Origin of the sequence: Cupriavidus phytohabitans, from assembly GCF_017815025.1 — a bacterium.
Lineage (GTDB): Bacteria > Pseudomonadota > Gammaproteobacteria > Burkholderiales > Burkholderiaceae > Cupriavidus.
This window is the reverse complement of record NZ_JAGIQB010000023.1, coordinates 38,809-58,647: the sequence shown is the minus strand read 5'-3', so window position 1 is coordinate 58,647 and position 19,839 is coordinate 38,809. Positions and strand designations below refer to the sequence as shown.

The 19,839-nt window shown below is 72.3% G+C and carries 4 protein-coding genes; all 4 read right to left on the bottom strand.

Going from position 1 to position 19,839, the window contains the following annotated elements; genetic code table 11:
* Positions 1-46 precede the first annotated feature (46 nt).
* Positions 47-6,079 carry a non-ribosomal peptide synthetase gene (locus J8I34_RS17400; protein WP_209806532.1) on the bottom strand — a complete coding sequence of 2,011 codons (6,033 nt, stop codon included), beginning with the start codon at positions 6,077-6,079 and terminating at the stop codon, positions 47-49.
* Positions 6,080-6,114: 35 nt separating this feature from the next.
* On the bottom strand, positions 6,115-9,201 hold the full coding sequence (locus tag J8I34_RS17395; protein WP_209806531.1) for a non-ribosomal peptide synthetase: 3,087 nt from the start codon (positions 9,199-9,201) through the stop codon (positions 6,115-6,117).
* Positions 9,194-18,499 (bottom strand): non-ribosomal peptide synthetase, encoded by a 9,306-nt coding sequence (locus J8I34_RS17390; RefSeq protein WP_209806529.1) that lies wholly within the window; start codon positions 18,497-18,499, stop codon positions 9,194-9,196. The genes J8I34_RS17395 and J8I34_RS17390 overlap by 8 nt, the downstream gene beginning before the upstream one ends.
* 126 nt (positions 18,500-18,625) lie before the next feature.
* Positions 18,626-19,699, bottom strand: a complete 1,074-nt coding sequence (locus J8I34_RS17385) for a TauD/TfdA family dioxygenase (protein WP_209775598.1) — start codon at positions 19,697-19,699, stop codon at positions 18,626-18,628.
* Between the last annotated feature and the right edge of the window lie 140 nt (positions 19,700-19,839).

Genomic DNA, 19,839 nt, shown 5'->3' with positions numbered 1-19,839 from the left:
CCTGCACCACCTGCACCACCTGCACCACCTGCGCCACCTGCGCCACCTACGCCGCCAGCGCACTGGCGCGGCCCTCGCTGCCGCCGGCGATGCGTGCCGGCAGCTCGGCCAGCGTGGCATCGGCCAGTGCCGGCAGGGCCAGCAACAGCGCCATGCATTGCCCTGCGAGGTCCTGCGCGGCGGGGTGGCCGAGCGCAGCCGTGTCGTATTCCACGCGCAGCGTCAGCGTTTCGCGCGGGATCACGATGGCGGTCACGGGGTAGCTCATCTGGCCCCGGTTGTCGACGTCGCTGAAGCGCAGCGCGCCGCGCTCGGTTTCGCGCAGCGTGCTGTCGACCGGGTAGTTCTCGTAGATCAGCATGGTGTCGAACGGCGCCTGCGCCGTGTCGTCGCTGCCTGCGGCCCAGGATTGCAGCCACGCCGGCGGCGCGTGCTCGGTCTCGCGCAAGGCCAGGTTGTCGGCCTGCAGCGCCGGCAGCCAGTCGGCGACGCGCAGCGTGTCGGGCAAGTCCTGCACCAGCGGCAGCGTGCTGGCCAGCAGGCCCATGATGGCTTCGATGCCGGACAGTTCCGCCGAGCGTCCCGAACCCACCACTGCCATGCCGACAGTGCGGGCGCCGGTTGCCTGGCGCAGCGCCAGCAGCCAGGCGGCCTGCACCAGCGTGTTGACGGTGACGAGCTGGCGGCTGGCGAAGGCGGCCAGCGTGCGCAGCGCGTCGGCCGGCACCACGTGCTCGACGGCACCCATGCACTGGCCCCGCTGGCCGCGCTGCGCGGGCGCGATATCGCGGGTGATCCGCACCGGCTGCCGTTGCAGCGGCGCCAGCCGCGTTTCCCAGTGCTCCTCCGCGCCGGGCTGCGCCTGCTGCCACGCCACGTAGCGGCGCAGCGATGAAGCCGCCTGCGCAGGCTGTTCACCGTCGTAGCCGCGCAGCACTTCACCCAGCAGCCGCGACATGCTCCAGCCATCCAGCAGCAGGTGGTGCCAGGTCCAGAGGAAGCGCCACGCGTCGTCGGCGATGCGCACCAGCGTCAGCCGCATCAGCGGTGCGCGCCCAGGGTCGAAGGGTCGGCGGAATTCCGCCTCGCACAGCCCCTGCCATTCCGTATCCTCGGCGGCGGACCGGGGCCGGCTGCCGCGCGCGCGCCAGTCGTGGCGGGTGACCGGAAGTTGCGCCTGGACGGGCACCACCAGCAGAGGCTCGGCTCCGTCGGGCGCTTGCAGCCAGGCCACGCGCGCGCGCAGAACCGGATGGCGCTGCATCGCCGCCTGCCATGCCGCGACCATGCGCTCGACATCGAGCCCATCCATGGTCGCCTGCACCTGCACCATGTATGCCGGGGAGCCCGGATGGCGGGCGCCATGGCACACCATACCGCGCTGCATCGGCGTCGGCCGCCAGATGTCCTCGATCTCCTCCGCGGGCACCGCCAGCGCGTCCAGCTGCGCTTGCGACAAGCCGCTGGCCGGCACATCCGACGGCGTCAGCCGCGTGGCGGTTTGCGCCACGCAATGCGACACCACCTCGCGCAAGGCCTGGGCGATGCGCGCCAGCAGCGCGTCGATGGTGGCCTCGCGGAACTGGCCGCCGCGATACGTGCAGCGGAATTGCAGGCAGCCATGCTGGACCCGGCCATCGAAGGCCAGCGGTGCCGGCAACGGGATTTCGGCGGACACGCCGCTGCCGGTGTCCTCCGCCGCCGCCCGCCAGTCGCCCGCCCCGGCACGCAAGCTGCCGTCGAACTGGCCCAGGTAGTTGAACAGCACCTGTGGCGCGGCTACGGCGGACCCGAGCACGCCGTAGCCCAGTCCTTGCCGCGGCACCGCGCGCAGGGCTTCCTTGACGCCCGCGATAGTGTCGCCAAGGTCATCGACGCTGGCCAGGCGCACCGGCCAGATGCTGGTGAACCACCCGACCGTGCGGCTGAGATCGAGCGCGGTGCCCGCCGCTTCGGCTTCGCGCCCGTGGCCCTCGACATGGATGCGGATCTCGTCGCGGCCGGTGAAGGCGCACAGCGCGCGCGCGAAACCCGCCAGCAACAGGTCGTTGACGCCGGTGCGGTAGGCAGCGTGGGCGCGCCGCAGCAAGGCGCCAGTGGTGGCCGCGTCGAGCGCGAAGCTCGCCGTGCGGGCGCCATCGGTGCGAGGCTGCGACGCCTCGGGGGCATCGGCCGGCAGGGCAAGATCGCCCTCTGCCACCGTGTGCCAGTAAGCGCCTTCGCCGGCAAACACCGCGCGCGCCGGGCCGGCCAGCGTGCGGCTCCATGCGGCATAGCTGGCGGCGACCGCAGCCAGCGCCGGTGCCTGCCCGGCCAGCCGCGCCGCGTATGCCGCCTGCAGGTCTTCCAGCACGATGCGCCACGACACGCCGTCCACCACAAGGTGATGGCAGACCAGCAACAATCGCTCGCTGCCGTCGGCAATGCGCAGTTGCAATGCGCGCAGCAGCGGGCCGTGCTCGATATCCAGCTTTCCCTGCTCGGCGTCGCAGGCAGCGGTGATCGCCGCCGCGTCGGGCGCGTCGGCCGTCGTCAGCACGAACGCATCGGCAGCCTCCGCAACGGCCTGCTGGCGCCAGCCATCTTCGCCATGGCTGAAGCGCAAGCGCAGCGCCGCGTGATGGCCGGCCACGTCTGCCAGCGCGGCGCGCAACGCCGCCGTATCGATGGCCGACTGCGACTGCAGCAGTACCGACTGGTTGAAGCGGTTGCGCGCGGCCGCGGCCAGCGGCTGGGCGAGGAACGCGCGCTGCACCGGCGTCAGCGGCGCCGCGCCGTGTTCCGCGGCGTCATTGGCGGCCTCCCCCTCCGCCACATCCACGCGCTGCGCCACCCGCGCCAGCGCCGCCACGGTCTGGTGCTCGAACACCTGGCGCGGGGTCAGCCGCCAGCCCTGCAGCCGGGCGCGCGCGACGATCTGCAGGCTCAGGATCGAGTCGCCGCCGAGCGCGAAGAAGTTGTCGTGCAAGCCAACCTGCGCGATGCCGAGCACGTCCGCCCAGACCGCCGCCAGCATCCGCTCGGGCGCCGACACCGGCGCTGCGTAGGCGGCTTCGGCCTGCCACTGCGGCTCGGGCAGCGCGCGCCGGTCGAGCTTGCCGTTGGGGGTGACCGGCAGGCTGTCGAGGCGCAGCACCGCGGCCGGCACCATGTAGTCGGGCAAGGCCGCGGCAAGCGCGCTGCGCAGCGCTTCGGCCTGCACCGTGGCGGGCGCGGCCACGTAGCCGACCAGCCGGGTGCCGGCCGGCGTCTCGTGCGGCAGCACCACCGCCTGGCGCACGTCGGGCTGGGCCAGCAGGTGTGCCTCGATCTCGCCCAGCTCGATGCGGAAGCCGCGGATCTTGACCTGGTGGTCCTGCCGGCCGAGATACTCGATGCAGCCATCGGGGCGCCAGCGCACCAGGTCGCCGGTGCGGTACAGGCGCGCCCCGGGCGTGCCGAAGGGATCCGGAATGAAGCGGTCGGCGGTCATGCCGGCGCGGCCGAGGTAGCCGCGCGCCAGCCCTTCGCCGCCGAGGTAGAGCTCGCCGGGCACGCCAACGGGCACCGGCTCGAGCCGGCTGTCCAGCACGTGCGCGCTGCGCATGCCGACCGGCCGGCCGATCGGCGCATAGGCCCCGGTCACCTGCGCGGCGGCTTCGTCCGCCGCGGCCTTCCACACCAGCGGCGTCACCACGGTCTCGGTCGGGCCATAGCCGTTGATGATGTGCTGCGGCCGCAGCGCCTGCGTCAGCCGCTCCACGCCGGCGCGCGGCATGGCCTCGCCGCCGAAGGAATAGAGCCACAGCGGCGGCGGGTTGCCCTGCGACTCGGCCCACGCGGCCAGCTGGTGCAGGTAGCGCGGCGGAAACCCCGCATGCGTGACCGCGTGGCGACGCAGCGCGGCGTAGGTCTGCTCGACGCTCCACAGTGTGTCGTCGCGCAGCACGATGCTGGCCCCGCTGGCGAGGGGCACCATCCAGCGCTCATGCGCGCCATCGAAGCTGAACGACAGGAAATGGAGCTCGCGGCTGGCCGCCGTGATGTCGTAGCACGCCGCGGTGGCCACCACATGCATTGCCAGCGGACCGTGAGCCACGGCCACGCCCTTGGGCCGGCCGGTCGAGCCGGAGGTGTAGATCACGTAGGCCAGCTGCCCGGGATGGATGGGAACGCCGGGGTCATGAGCAGGCCAGTTGGCGTCGTTGCCATCATCCGCCACCAGCACCGGCAGGCCGGGCATCACCGGAAAGGCGTCGCGCAGCGCGCGCTCGGTCAGCAGCAGTTGCGGCGCAGCATCTTCCTGCATGTCGAGCAGGCGCCGTGCCGGATAGGCGGGATCGAACGGCACGAAGCAGGCGCCGGCCTTGAGCACCGCCATCAGCGCCACCAGCATGCGCGGCGAACGGTTCAGCGCCACGCCGACGCGGCACTCGGCGCCGATGCCTTGCGCGACCAGCCGGTGCGCCAGCCGGTTGGCCTGGCGTTCAAGCTCGCCATGGGTCAGGATGTCGTCGCCATACAGCACCGCCGGTGCAGCCGGCGCGCGGCGCGCGTGCGCGGCCACCTGCGCATGTACAGCCACGAACGGCGTTGCCGGACAGTCGGGCTGGCTCCATCGTGCCAGTGCGGCGCGCTCGGCGTCGGCGAGCAGCACCGCGGTGCCGGGCGTGGTCGCCGGATCGGCCGCGAAGGCCTGCAGCAAGCGCACATAATGCCCCGCCATGCGCGCCACGGTGGCGGCATCGAACAGGTCGGCCGCGTAGGCAATGCGGCCGCACAGGCTGCCATCGGCCAGTTCGGCCGTGGCCAGGCTCAGCTCGAAGCGCGCGGTGGTGACCGGCAGCTCCAGCGACGTGACGCGCAGCCCCGCCAGTTGCGGCAGAGCCGCGGCGCTGGCGGTGCGATGGTCGAAGGTGACGTTGAACAGCGCCGGCTGGCCAAGGCTGCGGTCGGGCTGCAGCGCCTCGACCAGCAGGTCGAACGGCAGCGACTGGTGCTCCTGGTCCGCGGCGGCCTGCGTGGCGAGCCGCGCCAGCAGGTCGGCGAACGGCTGCTCCGGATCGATCTCTGCCCGCATCACCTGCATGTTGACGAAGCAGCCGATCAGCGCCTCGGTCTCGCTGCGCTGGCGGTTGGCCACCGGCACGCCGATGCGCAGGTCGGACTGGCCGGTATGGCGGCCCAGCAGCACCGCCCAGGCGGCCAGCAGCGCCATGTTCAGCGTTGCATGGCGCGTGGCGGCAAGCGCGCGCAACGCTTCCGCCAAACCGGCGGGGATGGCGAACACATGCTCCGCGCCCTCGCCGCTGCGCGCGGCGCGGCGCGGGCGGTCGGCTGGCAGGTCGAGCGCGGCGCCCGCGTCGTCTCCCAGCCGTGCGCGCCAGTAGCCGAGCTGGCGCTGGGCCTCGCCGGCTTCCATCCAGTGGCGCTGCCAGACGGCATAGTCGGCGTACTGGACCGGCAACGGCGCAAGCTGCGCCCGCGTGCCGCTGGATTCAGCCGCGTAGCAGGCGGCCAGTTCGGCAACAAGGCGGACTATCGATGCACCGTCTGCGACGATGTGGTGCAGCACTACCACGAGCACGTGCGACTGCGCGCTCTCGCGGATCAGCGCGACGCGCCACAGCGGCCCGGCGGCGAGATCGAACGGTTCATGGACCGCGCGCGCGATGGCCGCGTCGAGGCCGTCCGAGTCGGCGTCCATGACGGCAAAGGCCGGCGGCAGGTCGTCATGCATGTGCTGGCAGGCGACGCCGGCAGCATCGGTCGGATAGGTGGTGCGCAGCACTTCATGGCGCGCGCCGATCTGCGCGAACGCGCGGCGCAGCGCCGCGGTGTCGAGCGAACCCTCGAGCCGGTACACGCCCGGCATGTGATAGGCGGTGCTGGCAGGCTCCAGCTGCTGCAGGAACCACAGGCGCTGCTGCGCATACGACAGCGGCAGCGCGCCAGCGCGCGGCGCTGGCACGATGGGCAACGTGGCAAACGCCACGCCTTTGCCGTGCAGCGCGGCCAGGAAGGCGGCGCGTTGCGCCGGCTCCAGCCGGGCAAAACGCGCGGCGACTTGTGCGTGCGCGGTACTGAATGCGTCTGACATGGGGGCGGGATCGGTCAATGGATTTCAGGGAGCGCTTATGCCACCATCGCGGCCTGCGAATGCGGTACGGCAGCGGCCAGTGCCGTGTGCGCCAGCGTGTCGAGGTCATTGTCCGCAGCTTCCTGCCTGACGGCAGCAGCCAGCGCATGCGCGGTCGGATGGTCGAACACCACGCCAGGCGCGATCTCCACCCGCAGCCGGCGGCGCAGCCGCGCAACCAGCTTGATCACCAGCAGCGAATGGCCGCCGAGGGCGAAGAAGTCGGCATGCGGGTCGACATCGCTCTGTTCCAGCAGCTCGGCCATCAACGCGCACACCAGGGCTTCCACTGCGTCGGCCGCGGGCACCGCGGCCACGGCTGGCGCCTTGTCGGCGGGAGCCAGTTCGCGCAGCGCGACGCGGTCCGTCTTGCCGTTGGGCAGGCGCGGCAGCACCGCCAGTGGAACGAAGCGCGCCGGCACCATCGCGTCGGGCAGCATCGCGGCCAGCGTGTGGCGCAGCGCGGCGGCGTCGATGGCACTGCCGGCTGCAGGCACGAGGAAGGCACACAGCACAGCCTCGCCGCCGGGTCCCGCCACCGCGCACACCGCTGCCTGCGCGACCGCTGGCTGGGCCAGCAGCGCGGCTTCGACTTCCGCGGGCTCGACGCGGATGCCGCGGACCTTGACCTGCTGGTCGGCGCGGCCCAGCAGCTGCAAACCGGCGGGCGTGGCGCGCGCGAGATCGCCGGTGCGGTACAAGCGCTCGCCGGCGGCGAAGGGATCGTCGACGAACGCCGCCGCATCGAGGTCCGCCCGGCCGAGGTAGCCGCGCGCGAGTTGCGGGCCGCCGACGTAAAGCTGCCCGGCCACGCCGGCCGGCACCGGCCGCAGCGCGTCGTCCAGCAGGCGCACGCGGGTCGCACCCAGCGCGCGGCTCAGCGGCGCCGTGCCGGCGGGCCACGCCGGCATGTCCGCGCCTAGCGCGTGCACCATCACGCCGATGGTGGTTTCGGTGGGGCCATAGTGGTTGAAGATGCGGCACGCGGGCGCATGGCGGCGCAACGTATCGACCAGGCTGGCCGGCAATGGCTCGCCGCCCAGGATGACGGTGGCCGGTACCGCGGGCGCTTCCGCTTCCAGCAGCGCCGCCAGGTGCGACGGCACGATCTTGATGGCATCGACCGCGCGGCCGCGCAAGTAGCGCGCGAAGGCCGCGGGGTGGGCCATGTCGTCATCGCCGGCCACGACCAGGCAGCCGCCCTGCCACAGGGCGGCAAACAGCGTGGTGTTGCCGAGGTCGGCGGCCACCGATGAGGTCAGCCCGAAGCGTTGGCACGACGACAGCGACAGTGCGTCGCAAACCGCCGCGGTGTAGTGGCTGACCTGCGCGTGGCCGATCACCACGCCCTTGGGTTCGCCGGTGGAGCCGGAGGTGAACAGGACGTAGGCGGCGGCGTCGGGCGCGACGGTTGCCGAATCCTCCGCTGCTGACGCGACGGAAGCGAGCAAGGCATCGGCAGCGACCACGGTGCCGTCGCCAGGCGATGCCTGCTGCGCGATCGTCAGCACCGGCGCGGCCTGCGCCAGCACGCTGCGGCGCCGCGCCTGCGGCCAGGCCGGGTCGAGCGGCACGTAGGCACCCCCTGCGGCCCATACCGCGAGCAGGCAGGCCACCAGCGCGCCGCTGCGCGGCAATGCCAGGGCCACGCGCGTGCCGGGGCCGACTCCAAGCCCGCGCAGCCGTTGCGCCGCCGCATGCACCGTGCGCTGCAGGCCGGCATAGTCGAGTACGAGATCGGCGGCATCCAGCGCAGGCGCCGCCGGCGTATTGCGTGCATGCGTTGCGATGCGGTTCAGCAGCGAGTCGTCCGCCGCGACCGGTTTGTCGCCGGTCCAGCATTGCGGCACGCGCAAGGTATCGTCCGCCGGCCACCACAGCGACGACAGCGGCGCATCCAGTGCGGCCGGCAGCGCGCCGATCAGCGCAGCGAGATGAGACAGCAGCCACGGCCCCACGCGCGGATGCAGCGTGCCGGCCGACGCGTGCAGCGCCAGCGCGGCCATGCCCTGCCCGTCGTCCAGTGCCTCGCACACCAGGTCGAAACCGGGCCACGCGGGGCTGGCCAGCGCAATCCCGCCGGCGGGCAACGGCGATACCGCAAACCCGATGCGCGGGCCGGCATCGCCAGGCAGCCACGCTTCCTGCCACGCGGCGTGGCCGTCCAGCGCCGGCAGCCACGCCTGCCAGTGGTGGCGCAGGCTGGCTTCGTCATCCCATTGCACGCCAAGCGGCAGCGCCTTGACGAATACGCCGGCGGTGCCGGCCATCACGTCGTAGTCGCGGCGGCAGTCGTGCAGCCACGTGGCGCTGAATGCCGGCTGCGCGCACAGGCGCGCCAGCAGGGTCCACCACGCGGCCTGCAGCACGCGCTCGGGCGTGGTGCCGAGCTGGCGCGCGGTGACGTCCAGCGCCTGGCGATGCGCGGCGTGCAGCGTGTGGCGCCAGCTGTCGGCGGTGGTGGCGGAAGCTGCAGCGAGCGCGTCGGGCAGGCGCAGCGGCGCGGGCAGGCTGGCCGCCTGTGCCTGCCAGTAGCCGCGGCCGGCGTTGCCGGTGCCGTCCTCGCCCAGGCGCGCGCCTTCCTGCCAGTCGGCATATTGGGCGTATTGCAGCGGCGGCTCGGCGTCGTCCGCGGCCGGGGCCGGGGTGTCCAGCGCGGCGCGTACAGCTTCGGCGAAGCGCAGCGCGCTGTTGCGGTCTGCCGCCAGCGGGCTGGCCAGCAGCCACAGTGTGGCACCGCCGCTGGCCAGCGGGCACAGGCAGGCGCGCAGCACATCGCCCTGCGCCGGATCGAGCGCAGGCAGCGCCGGCGCATCGCCGTCCGCGACGATGGTTGTGGCCGCGACGTTGCCGTTTTGCGTCACACATGCCACCAGCTGGCTGCCATCATCGATGTAAGCCATGCGCAGCACGTCGTGGCGTTCGCGCAGCACGGCCAGCGCGGCGTCTACGGCGGCAGGCTCGGGCTGGCAACGCAACAGGATGCGCACCACATGCGCGTGCGGCGCCGGCGCGCTGCGCCATTGCTGCCAGGCGGCCTGTTGTTCGGGGGTCGGGCTCCAGGTGTCGTGCATCTCAGGCATCGGCGTTCTCCTGCGGAAGGACGGGAGCGAGCCGGGCGTCCAGCTGCTTGCGGTCGAACATGTCGCCCATCGCCACCACGATCTTGCGCGGGCCTTCATACGGATCGCGCGCATGCGCGGCCAGCATGTTGTCGAGCATCACCACGTCGCCGCGCTGCCAGTCGAAGCGCACGGCGCAGGCCTCATACAGCTCGCCGATCAGCGCCATGGCCTCGTCGGGAATCGGCGTGCCGTCGCCGAACATCACGTGGCGCGGCATGCGTTCCAGGCCGGCCATCTCGAGCAGGTCTTCGCGCACGTCGGCCTCCAGGCACGAGACGTGGTGCAGCTGCACCTGGTTGAAGAAGCTGCGCTCGCCCGTCACCGGGTGGCTGACGATGGCCGGGCATACGGTGCGGGTCTGCAGCACGTCGCCGTCCAGCCAGCGGCAGTCGATGCCGGCGGCGCGGCAGCGCGCCTCGACTTCGGCGCGGTCGTCGGTCTTGTAGAAATCGCGCCAGTCCACATCCAGCCGCGGCGTGAAGGTGCGCACGTACATCAGCTGCTTGCGGGCGAATTCCTCGGCCAGCGCGGGCGGCAGGCGGCGCAGCAGCTCGCGGCAGTCGACGATCGGCGTGGCGCCGCCCACGGCCGAGGGCAGCTCGCAGAAGAACCACTGCTTGCGCGGCCAGCGCTCCAGGTGCGCGCTTTCGTTGTGGTACAGGATCATCTGGCGCTCGGGGTAAGGCGTTGAGCGGTAGGTGTTGCGCCCGCCCTCCTTCTTGGGCAGGTCGCCGTAGCTGCCGTACAGGCCGGGATGCATGGCCTCGGCAAAGGCTTCAAAGGCCTGCGGGTTGGGCAGGTCGAAGCCGCGGAAGACGATGCCGGCGTGCCGGTGCAGCGTCGCGGCGACCAGCTCGCGCGAGCGCGCGGCCCAAGCCACCGGGTCCAGGCCTGGCACCGCCGGCTCGATCACGATGGGGAAGACTTCGCCGGCGCGCAGCGGGCGCAGCCGCACCTGGCTGGCCGGGTCGGTTGCGGCAGCCTGCGGCGCCACGGCGGCCGCGGGAGCAGCGGCGGCCGTGCGTGGCCTCGCCAGCGACTTGAGCTGGTCGAGCTTGGCCGCCATGCGTTGGCTGGTTTCCATGGTTCGGGACTCCTCGGGTTTCGGTTGGGGCGGGCGCGTGGCGCCCGTGACGGGTGCGGCGGCGCGGTCGGCGGGCTGGTCCGGCGCACGCAGCAGCGCTGCCAGCGTGGCCTGCCATTCGGCGGCGAAGCGCGCCACGGTGGCGGATTCGAACAGCGCGCTGGCAAAGACCCAGTCGCCGCGCAGCGGCGCCGCTTCCTGTCCACTCTCGGGTTCCAGGAACAGCGCCATGTCGAACTTGGACGTACGTTCGACCGGCGGCAGCATCTCGGCCTCCACGCCGGGCATGCCGAACTGCCCTGCCGGGGTGTTCTGCAGCACGAACAGCGCCTGCACCAGGGGGTTTCGGCTACGGTCGCGCGGCACGCCGGCCGCCTCGACGATGCGGTCGAACGGCAGGCCGTCATGCTCGAAGGCGGCCAGCACGTCGCGCCGGCACGCTGCCAGCACGTCGCGGAAGCTGGCGCCGGCGATGCGGCGCGAGCGCAGCGGCAGCACGTTGACAAAGAAGCCGATCAGCGGCTCGATCGCGGCTTCGTGCCGTCCGGCGACGTCGGTGCCGAGCACCAGGTCGTCCATGCCGGTCGCGCGGTGCAGCCAGCACTGGAAGCTGGCCAACAGCACGATGAATGGCGTGACCTGCTCGGCCCGCGCCAGCGCATGCACCTGTCCCATGCGTTCGCCGTCGATCCGCAGCGCCACGGCGTCGCCTTCCATGCGCGCCACCGGCGGGCGCGCACGGTCGGCCGGCAACGCCAGCGCCGCCGGTGCGCCGGCAAGCGCGCCGCGCCAGTAGTTTGCGAGCCGCTCCAGCGTGGCGCCGCGCAGCCAGTCGCGCTGCCACGCGGCATAGTCGGCGTATTGCAGCGCCAGCGGCGGCAGCGGCGCGACCTGCTGCGGCGCCAGCGCGTGCCGGTAGCCGTGGGTGATCTCGTTGACCAGCAGGCCGACCGACCAGCCATCCGACACCAGGTGGTGCATGGCGACCAGCAGCACGTGCTCATGCGGCGCGCAGCGCAGCAGCGTGGTGCGCCACAGCGGCGCGTGGCCGAGGTCGAACGGGCGCGATGCGTGTTCCTGCATGGCTTCGCGCAGCGCCGCCTTTCGCGCTTCGGGCGCTTCGGGCGCTTCGGGCGCTTCGGGCGCCAGCGCCTGCAAATCGATCACGGGCAGGCCGATGCCGGCGGCGGCATCGATGCGTGCGTAGGGCTCGCCATCGTCGTCGGGATAGGCGGTGCGCAGGATCTCGTGGCGTGCCGCCACGGCTGCCAGCGCCTGGCGCAGCGCGGCGAGTTCCAGCGGCCCGCGCAGGCGCAGCGCGCCGGCCATGTTGTAGGCCGCTCCGGCGTTGCCCTGCAGGCGTTCGACCAGCCACAGCCGCTGCTGCGCCAGCGATACCGGCATGCGCGTGGAGCGCGGTACCGGAACCAGCGCCGGCATCGCCGCCGCAGGCGTGGCGCAATCCAGCCGTGCTGCGAACTCCCGCAGCACTGGCGCCTCAAAGACATCGCGCAGCGTGGCCTGCGCATGGCCCGCGGCGCGCAGCCGCGCCACCACCCGCGTGGCGATCAGCGAATGGCCGCCCAAGCGGAAGAAATGGCTGTCGCGGCCGATGCGCATGTCCTGCAGCAGCGCTTCCCAGATGCCCGCGACGGTTTGCTCGGTGGGCGTGGCGGGCGGTGCGCCCTCCTGCGCCACGACCTGCGGCGCGGGCAGCGCCTTGCGGTCGATCTTGCCGTTGGCATTGAGCGACCACGACGGCATGCACACCCATGCAGACGGCACCATGTACGCTGGCAGCCGCGCCGCGACGCTGGCAGACAGCTCGGCTTCCAGTGCGTCATCCGCGGGCTGTGCGTGGCCGGCTTGCGGTTGCCAGTACGCGGTCAGCCATTCGCTGCCGGCGGCGCGGTGCACCGTCACCAGCGCCTGGCGCACCGCGGGATGCGCGGCGAGCACGGCTTCGATCTCGCCCAGCTCGATGCGGTAGCCGCGCAGCTTGACCTGGAAGTCCTTGCGGCCGATGTATTCGAGTACGCCATCTTCGCGCCAGCGGCCGAGGTCGCCGGTCAGGTAGCGGCGGCGGCCGGGCACGCCGGTCGGGTCGGGCACGAAGGCCGCCGCGGTGCGGCGCGGGTCGGCGAGGTAGCCGCGGCCGACGCCGGCACCGGCCACCGCGATTTCGCCCACCACGCCGGGCGCGGCGAGATTGCCGTCGGCATCGAGCACCTGCAGCACGGCATTGGCGGTCGGGCGGCCGATCGGCACGGTGTCTGCGGCTTGCGCCGCCTGCGCCAGCATGTCGGCGCGCAAGGGGTGGAACGCCACGTCGTCCGAGCATTCCGCCGGCCCGTAGGCGTTCATCAGCGGCACGCGCGGATAGCGCGCCAGCCAGGCATGCGCGGTGGCGGGCGGCAGCGCCTCGCCGGTGGGCAGCACCCAGCGCAGGGCCGCCAGCGGCGCGGCGCGCCCTCCCGTCTCCTGGCAATCGAGCATGGCCTGCAGCAGCGACGGCACCGGCTCGAACAGCGTCACGCCGCGCTGCGCCAGCAGCGCGGCGAGTGCCGCGGGATCGCGCACCACGTCGTCGCCGATGATCTCCACGCGCGCGCCGAACACCGGCGCGGCCAGCGCCTGCCAGACGGAGATATCGAAGCACGGCGGCGCGGTCTGTGCGATCACATCGCCCTCGCCCAGTCCCAGCGGCGCGACCTTGGCCAGCATGTTGTTGAGCATGCCGGTGCGCGTGACCATCGCGCCCTTCGGCACGCCGGTCGAGCCGGAGGTGAACAGCACGTAGGCGAGCTGGGCGGGATGCGTGGGCTCGTCCGCTGCGCGCGCCACCCCGGCTTCCAATGCAGCCAGCGTCGTGACACCGGCAACGCCGGCAGCATCCAACGCGGCCACGCCGGAGGCATCCGTCAGTAGCTGCGCTGGCCTGGCCTGCGCCAGCACCTGCTGCCAGCGTGCCGCGGGATGGCTGACGTCGAGCGGCACCCACGCCGCGCCGGCGCGCAGGATGCCGGCCAGCGCGACCAGCCAGTCCAGCCCGCGCGGCAGCAGCACGGCGACGAGATCGTCCGGCCGCACGCCCGCAGCGCGCAAGCCGCCGGCGACGCGGCCGGCGCGTTGCCACCAGTCGCCATAGGTCAGCGCTGCGGCGCCGCAGCGCGCCAGCACCCGCTGCGGATGCGCGGCCACCTGGCGCGCGACGCGCTGCACGTAGTCGTCCCGCAGCGCTGCGGGCGCCACGCTGGTGTCGTCGCTCGCGCTCCATGCCTGCAGCCTGGCACGCGTGGCGCCATCGAGCATGTCGACGGCGCCCACGTGCGCGGTGCCGGCGGCCAGCGACGCCAGCACGGCGGCGTAGGCGTCCATCCATTGCGCCAGCCGTTGCGCTGGCACGCGCGAGGCATCGCAGCTGAAGCGGATGGTGAAGCGGCTGTCGGGCATGACCTCCAGCGTCAGGCCGTAGTGGGTCTGCTCGATGTTGTCGTGCTGGCGCAGGCGCAGCCCGGCCACCGCGCGCGCGCGATGGCCCAGGTCGGGCAGGTTCTGGAACACCATCAGCGTATCGAACAGTGCGCCGCCGATGCCTGACTGGGCCTGGATCTCGGCGAGCGGTGCGTGCTCGAACTCGCGCATCGCCACGGCGGCGTGCTGGGTCGCCTGCAGGTAGTCCGCCAATGCCAGCGCGCCTTGCGGTCGCAGCCGCAACGGCAGCGTGTTGATGAACACGCCCAGCATCCGTTCTGCGCCTTCCAGTCCGGCGGGGCGGCCGGCCGAGGTCACGCCGAAGACGATATCGTCGCTGCCGGCGTGGCGCGACAGCACGATGCCCCACGCGGCCTGCATCACGGTGTTGAGCGTGACGCGGTGCGCGGCGGCCAGCGCGCGCAGGCTGGCGTCGAGGCCGGCTGGCAGGACCAGGTCGCGGCACAGCGGCTCGGCTTGCCCATGCGCGCTGGCGGATGCAATGCCCGGCAGCACGGTCGGGCCGGCCAAACCGGCGAATGCCTCGCGCCAGAAGGCCTGCCGCGCGGATGCGGGCTGCGCCGCAAGCCAGGCGATGTAGTCGCGGTACGGCCGGCGCGGCGCCGGGGCGTGCGCCGGATCGGCATAGCGGGCCAGCGCATCGTCAAGCAGTTGCACCGAGCCCCAGCCGTCGACGATCAGGTGGTGCCGGCTCCAGACCAGCCACCAGCCCGCGTCGCCGTTGCGCAACAGTGCCAGCCGCATCAGCGGCAGTTCGGCGGGGTCGAAGCCCCGCGCGCGGTCGGCCCGGCACCAGTCCGCCAGTTGCGCGGCCTGCGCGTCGGCGTCGGCGCCGCACCAGTCTTCCACTGTCACCGGCAACGTGGCGCGCGCATGCACGCATTGCAGCGCGCGGTCACCGCCCGCTTCGCCTGCCGCGGCAAAGGTAGTGCGAAGGATCGGGTGGTCGTCCAGCAGCGCCTGCCAGGCGGCGGCCATGCGTGCGGTGTCGAGCGGCCCGTCGACCTGCAGCACCAGCTGGTTGACGTAGGCACCGTTGCCGCCGTCGCGCAGGTGGTGGAACAGCAGGCCTTCCTGCAGCGGCGACAGCGGATAGGCATCTTCAATATTGGCCGCTTCGCCACGCAGCCGCTCCAGCGCCTGCGCATCGCAGCCGCTCAGCGCAAAGGGCTGCGGCGCCGCGGGCGTGGCAGCCGCGCTGGCTGGCCTTGCGCGCTCGGCAAGATGGGCCGCCAGGCGTGCCAGCGTCGGGTGCGCGAACAGGTCCTTCGGCGCGAGCATCAGTTGCTGCGCGCGCGCCCTGGCGACGATCTGCAGCGCCAGGATGGAATCGCCGCCGAGCGCGAAGAAGTCGGCATCGCGGTCGATCTGCCCGCGTTGCAGGATTTCGCGCCACAGTCCTGCCAGCACCTGTTCTATGGCAGCCGCCTGCGTGTCGGCCGGTGCCGCGTCCGCACGCAGCACGGCAGCCAGCGCCGCCGGCGTGGGATGCGCGAACAGCAGTTTGGGCGTCAGCGGCAGGCCCGCCTTGCGCGCCTGCGCGACCAGTTGCAGTCCAAGGATGGAGTCGCCGCCGAGCGCGAAGAAATTGTCGTCGGCGCCCACCGTTTCGCGTCCGAGCACGCCGGCCCACAGGCGCGCCAGCATGGCCCCGGTCTCGTCGCGTGGTGCCGACCGCGACGGTGCCGCGGTTTCACCCGGCACGGCAGGCAACGCCTTGCGGTCGACCTTGCCGTTGCGCAGCCGCGCGAAGGCGTCGCACGGCACGAACGCGGCAGGCAGCATCGGCGCCGGCATCGCGGCGGCAATGGTGGTGCGCAGCGTATCGACATCCAGGCCTGCGTCGGGCACCAGGTAGGCGACCAGCCGCAGCCCTTCGCCTGCCGGCGATGGCTGCGCCAGCACCACGGCATCGCGCACGCCCGGCGACTGGCGCAGCCAGGCTTCGACTTCGCCGGGCTCGACGCGGAAACCGCGGATCTTGACCTGGGCGTCGGCGCGGCCGAGGAAAGCGATGGCGCCGTCTGCGTCCATGCGCACGCGATCGCCGGTGCGGTACAGGCGGCCGCCCGGGCGGAACGGGTCTGGCACGAAGCGCTCGGCGGTCAGCGCGGGCCGGCGCAGGTAGCCGCTGGCGACACCGGCGCCGCCGATATAGAGCTCGCCCACCGCGCCGCGCGGCACGCGGTTCAGGTGGCGGTCGAGCACATAGGCGCTGACGCCGGCAAGCGGCTGGCCGACGGGAATTGCCGCCGTCGCTGCGGTGGCGGGCACTGCATGCGTCAGGCTTCCCACCGTGGTTTCTGTCGGGCCATAGTGGTTGACCACGCGGCATGCCGGGCGCAGCGCCTGGACGCGCGCCACCAGCGCCGCATCGAGCGCCTCGCCGCCGAACACAAGGCACTGGCGCGGCACCAGCCGCGCCGGATCGGCGACGGCCAGCAGCGCGCGCAAGTGCGACGGGACGATCTTCAGGCAATCGACGGGCCGCGCTGCCAGGGCTACGGCGAGCGCTTCGGGATCCTCGCCCAGCGCGTCGTCCAGCACGCGCAGCGTGTGGCCGCCGAGCAGCGCGCCAAACCACGCGGTGTGGCCGAGGTCGGCGGTGACCGAGGACAGCGACGCCAGCGACGACCCTGCCGGCAGCGCCAGCACGTGCAGCACACCAGCGGCGTAATGCGCGAGGTTGCCTTGCGTGACCACCACGGCCTTGGGCGTGCCGGTCGAGCCGGAGGTGTAGATCAGGTAGGCGGGCTGTGCCGGAGCCGCAGCAGGCCACGCAGCAGCGCTGGCTGCGTCATCGTTCGCGAGCGAGGCGACATGCCAGGCGGCGCCCGGCATGGCTTGCGCCAGCCACTGCGGCCGCGCGCCCTCGCCCACCACGGCGGTGAGGCCCGCATCGGCGGCCAGTTGCGCCAGCCGCGCCGCGGGCATGCCGGCATCGAGGCACAGGAAGGCGGCGCCGGCCTTCCATGCGCCGAGCATGGCCGCAGCCATGCGTGCGCCGCGCGGCAGCAGCAGACCGACCACCTCGCCGGGTTCGACACCACCGCCGCGCAGGCTTGCGGCGAGCGCGCCCGCGGCGCGATCGAGCGCGGCGTAGTTGCATTGCGCATCGGCGGCATCGACGGCGAGCCGCTCCGGATGCGCGCGCGCGCCTGCCTCGAAGGCCGCCAGTGCGGTGGCGTGCCGCTCGATGCGGCCTGCGCGCATGTCGGAGAGCTGCGCCGACTCATACAGTGGGAGGTCTCCGACACGCGCGTCGGCGTTGTCGAGCACCGCATCCACCGCTGCGCGCAGCGTAGCGATCAGGCGCTGGACGGTGTGCGCGTCGAACCGGTCGGCGTCATAGCGCCATTGCCCGCGCAGGCGATCCCCTTCATCCTGCCAGCGCAGGTTCATGTCGTTGGCCGCGCCGCGCTGCGTGGCGAGGTGCTCGCGCACCAGGTAGCGGCCCAGCACATTGCGCGGCCCCACCGGCACGAAGGTGGTCATATGCCGGAACAGCGGCCCCTCCCCGCCCATGCGCGCCAGCGGATACTGCTGGTGGCGCAGCGCGCCGCGCATCTGCCGGGCGCAGTCGCGCACCACCGCGGCAAAGGGCGGATTGGCGGAGAAGTTGGCGCGCAGCGGTACCGTGTTCAGCGTAAAGCCGATCAGGCCGGCGGACTGCGCGCCGGAGCGGCCTGCGGTCGGCGTGCCGACCAGGAAATCGTCCTCGCCACTGGCACGGTGTACGACGGTCTTGAACAGCGCCAGCATGACCACGAAGACGCTCGCCTCCAGCCGCGTTGCCAGGTCGCGCAGGCCCGCCGTCTGCTGCGGCGTGAGGTGGAATTCAAGTTCGGCGCCGCGGTGGCGCGGTTCCGCGTTCAGCGTGCCGGGCAACGCCGGCGCCGCGGGCGCGTCTTCCAGCACGCCCTCCCAGTGCGCGCGCAGCGAGGCACCGCGCTGTCCCGCCAGCAGCTGGCGCTGGCGCACCAGCCAGTCGCGGTAGCGCCCTGCCTGCGAGGCCATCGGCGACTGGTTGGCGCACAGCGCTTCGTAGGTGGCGAAGATCTGGTCGCAGACCAGTTCGAAACCGAGGTAGTCACCGGCGATATGGTGCATGCCCGCACACATCCACAAGCGGTCGTTGCCATCGGCCTGGCGCGATAAGAGGAAGCGGAAGCGGCAAACCTGCCCGGCGTCAGGATCGAACGGCTCGTCAGCCTCGCGCTCGAACCAGGCGTGCAGGCGGGCTTCATCGAGGCCATCGGCGCGCGTCAGCGACACCTCCGCGGCAAAGCCCGCGGGGCGCGCCATCACGATCTCGCCGTCTTCCTCGATAAAGCCGCTGTGCAGCGCCTCATGGCAGTCCACCACGTGGCGCACCGCCTGTTCGAGCAGTTCGAAGCGCAGGGCAGCCGGGATCTCGATGGCGAACACCATGTTGTAGGCGGCGCTGTCCGGATTGCGTCGATGGAACGCCAGCAGCGCGAGCTGCCCGGGGCCCGCGGGATAGCGCTCGAAGTAGCCGGGATGCGCGGCCAGCCAGGCATCGGCCTCGGCGGCGCGGGTGGCCAGCAGATCGGCCGCGGCCTGTCGCGCATCGGTGCCGGCCGCGCTGTCGCCGGCCACGCGCCAGCGCCCGTCCTGCAGGCTTAGGCGCACGCCTTCGGCGCGCAAGGTTCGCATCAGGGCGCCAGTTTCGGCCGGCAAGGGAGCTTCGGAAGACGACATGGCGAAAACGTTGGAAATGGCAGGATCCGCCGGGCAGGCGCAACCTGCCAGGCAAGGAGTGATCAGACGGGAAAGCGCGCCTCAGCCCAGTCCGGGCGGCGCGGGTTCGGCCATGGCGACGATCACGCGGCGCGCGCCGGTGAAGGTGCCGCGCCCGTGGGCGGCAAGCATGTTGTCGAGCATCAGCACGTCGCCCTGCTGCCAGGGGAAGCGCACCGTGCATTGGTCCAGCGTGGCCCGGATCGACGCGAGGGCATCGTCTTCCAGCGGCGCGCCGTCGCCGTAGACGACATTGCGCGGCAGTTCGTCGACGCTGCCGACCACGGCCAGCAAGGCCTCGCGCACGTGCGGCGCGAGGTTCGACACATGGAACAGGTGGGCCTGGTTGAACCACACCATCTCGCCGGTCACCGGATGGCGCGCAACCGCCTGGCACAGCTGGCGCGTGCGCAGCTCGCCGTCAGGCTTCCATTCGAAATCGATCTGCTGCGCGCGGCAGAAGCGCTCCACCTGCGCGCGGTCTTCGGTGTTGAAGGCGCGCTGCCAGCTCAGGTCGAGGCCATTGCCGTAGTTGCGCACGTACATCAGCCGGCGTCGCGCGAAGCGCTCGCGGATGGCGGGGTCGAGGCGCTGGTAGACCAGGCGGCTGTCGGCGATCGGCGTCTCGCCGCCGGTTTCGCTCGGCTGCACGCAGTGGAACCAGATCTTCATCGGCCACTGCAGGGTGTACGACTGCTCGTTATGCAGCGGGATCACCTGGTGCGCCGGGTATTCGGTCGAGGTATAGATGCCCTCCCTGACCTGCGAGCGCGGCGTGGAGCCGAACTCGTAGCTCAGCAGCGGATGGCCGAAGGCGCTGGCGAAGGCGCGGAACGCGGCGTCGTCATCGAAACGGAAGTTGCGGAACAGCACGCCGCCGACGCGAGGCAGCTGCTCGGCGGCAATCGCCGCCATGGCACTGAACTGGCTGCGCCAGTCGGAGTCCCCATCCGGGGTGACCACCAGCGGCAGCGCGCCGTGCGCAAACAGCGGAGCGGTGCGCAGCGCGCCTGCCGTGGCGAGGCTCGTTGAAGTGGCTGAGGTTGCGGCGGTAGCCACGCCGGCCGCGGCGCGATGGTCCGCCTGGAGGTCGGCGATGGTACTGGTCGTGTCCATATCCCTGTTGCCTCTACGGGTGCGTTCGCGAAGCCAGTGGCGGCCTGAGAGTCAATGAGGCCAACGGGGGCAGCCACGCGAACAATGTCTGCACATGGAAAGTGTGAAGCGAGTGTAGCGGAATTATTTACGAATGGAAA

Bases quoted from the DNA above. Each gene is read 5' to 3' on its own strand.
- J8I34_RS17395 (WP_209806531.1), bottom strand. From the start codon at position 9,201: ATGCCTGAGATGCACGACACCTGGAGCCCGACCCCCGAACAACAGGCC.
- J8I34_RS17390 (WP_209806529.1), bottom strand. From the start codon at position 18,499: ATGCGAACCTTGCGCGCCGAAGGCGTGCGCCTAAGCCTGCAGGACGGG.
- J8I34_RS17385 (WP_209775598.1), bottom strand. From the start codon at position 19,699: ATGGACACGACCAGTACCATCGCCGACCTCCAGGCGGACCATCGCGCC.
- J8I34_RS17400 (WP_209806532.1), bottom strand. From the start codon at position 6,079: ATGTCAGACGCATTCAGTACCGCGCACGCACAAGTCGCCGCGCGTTTT.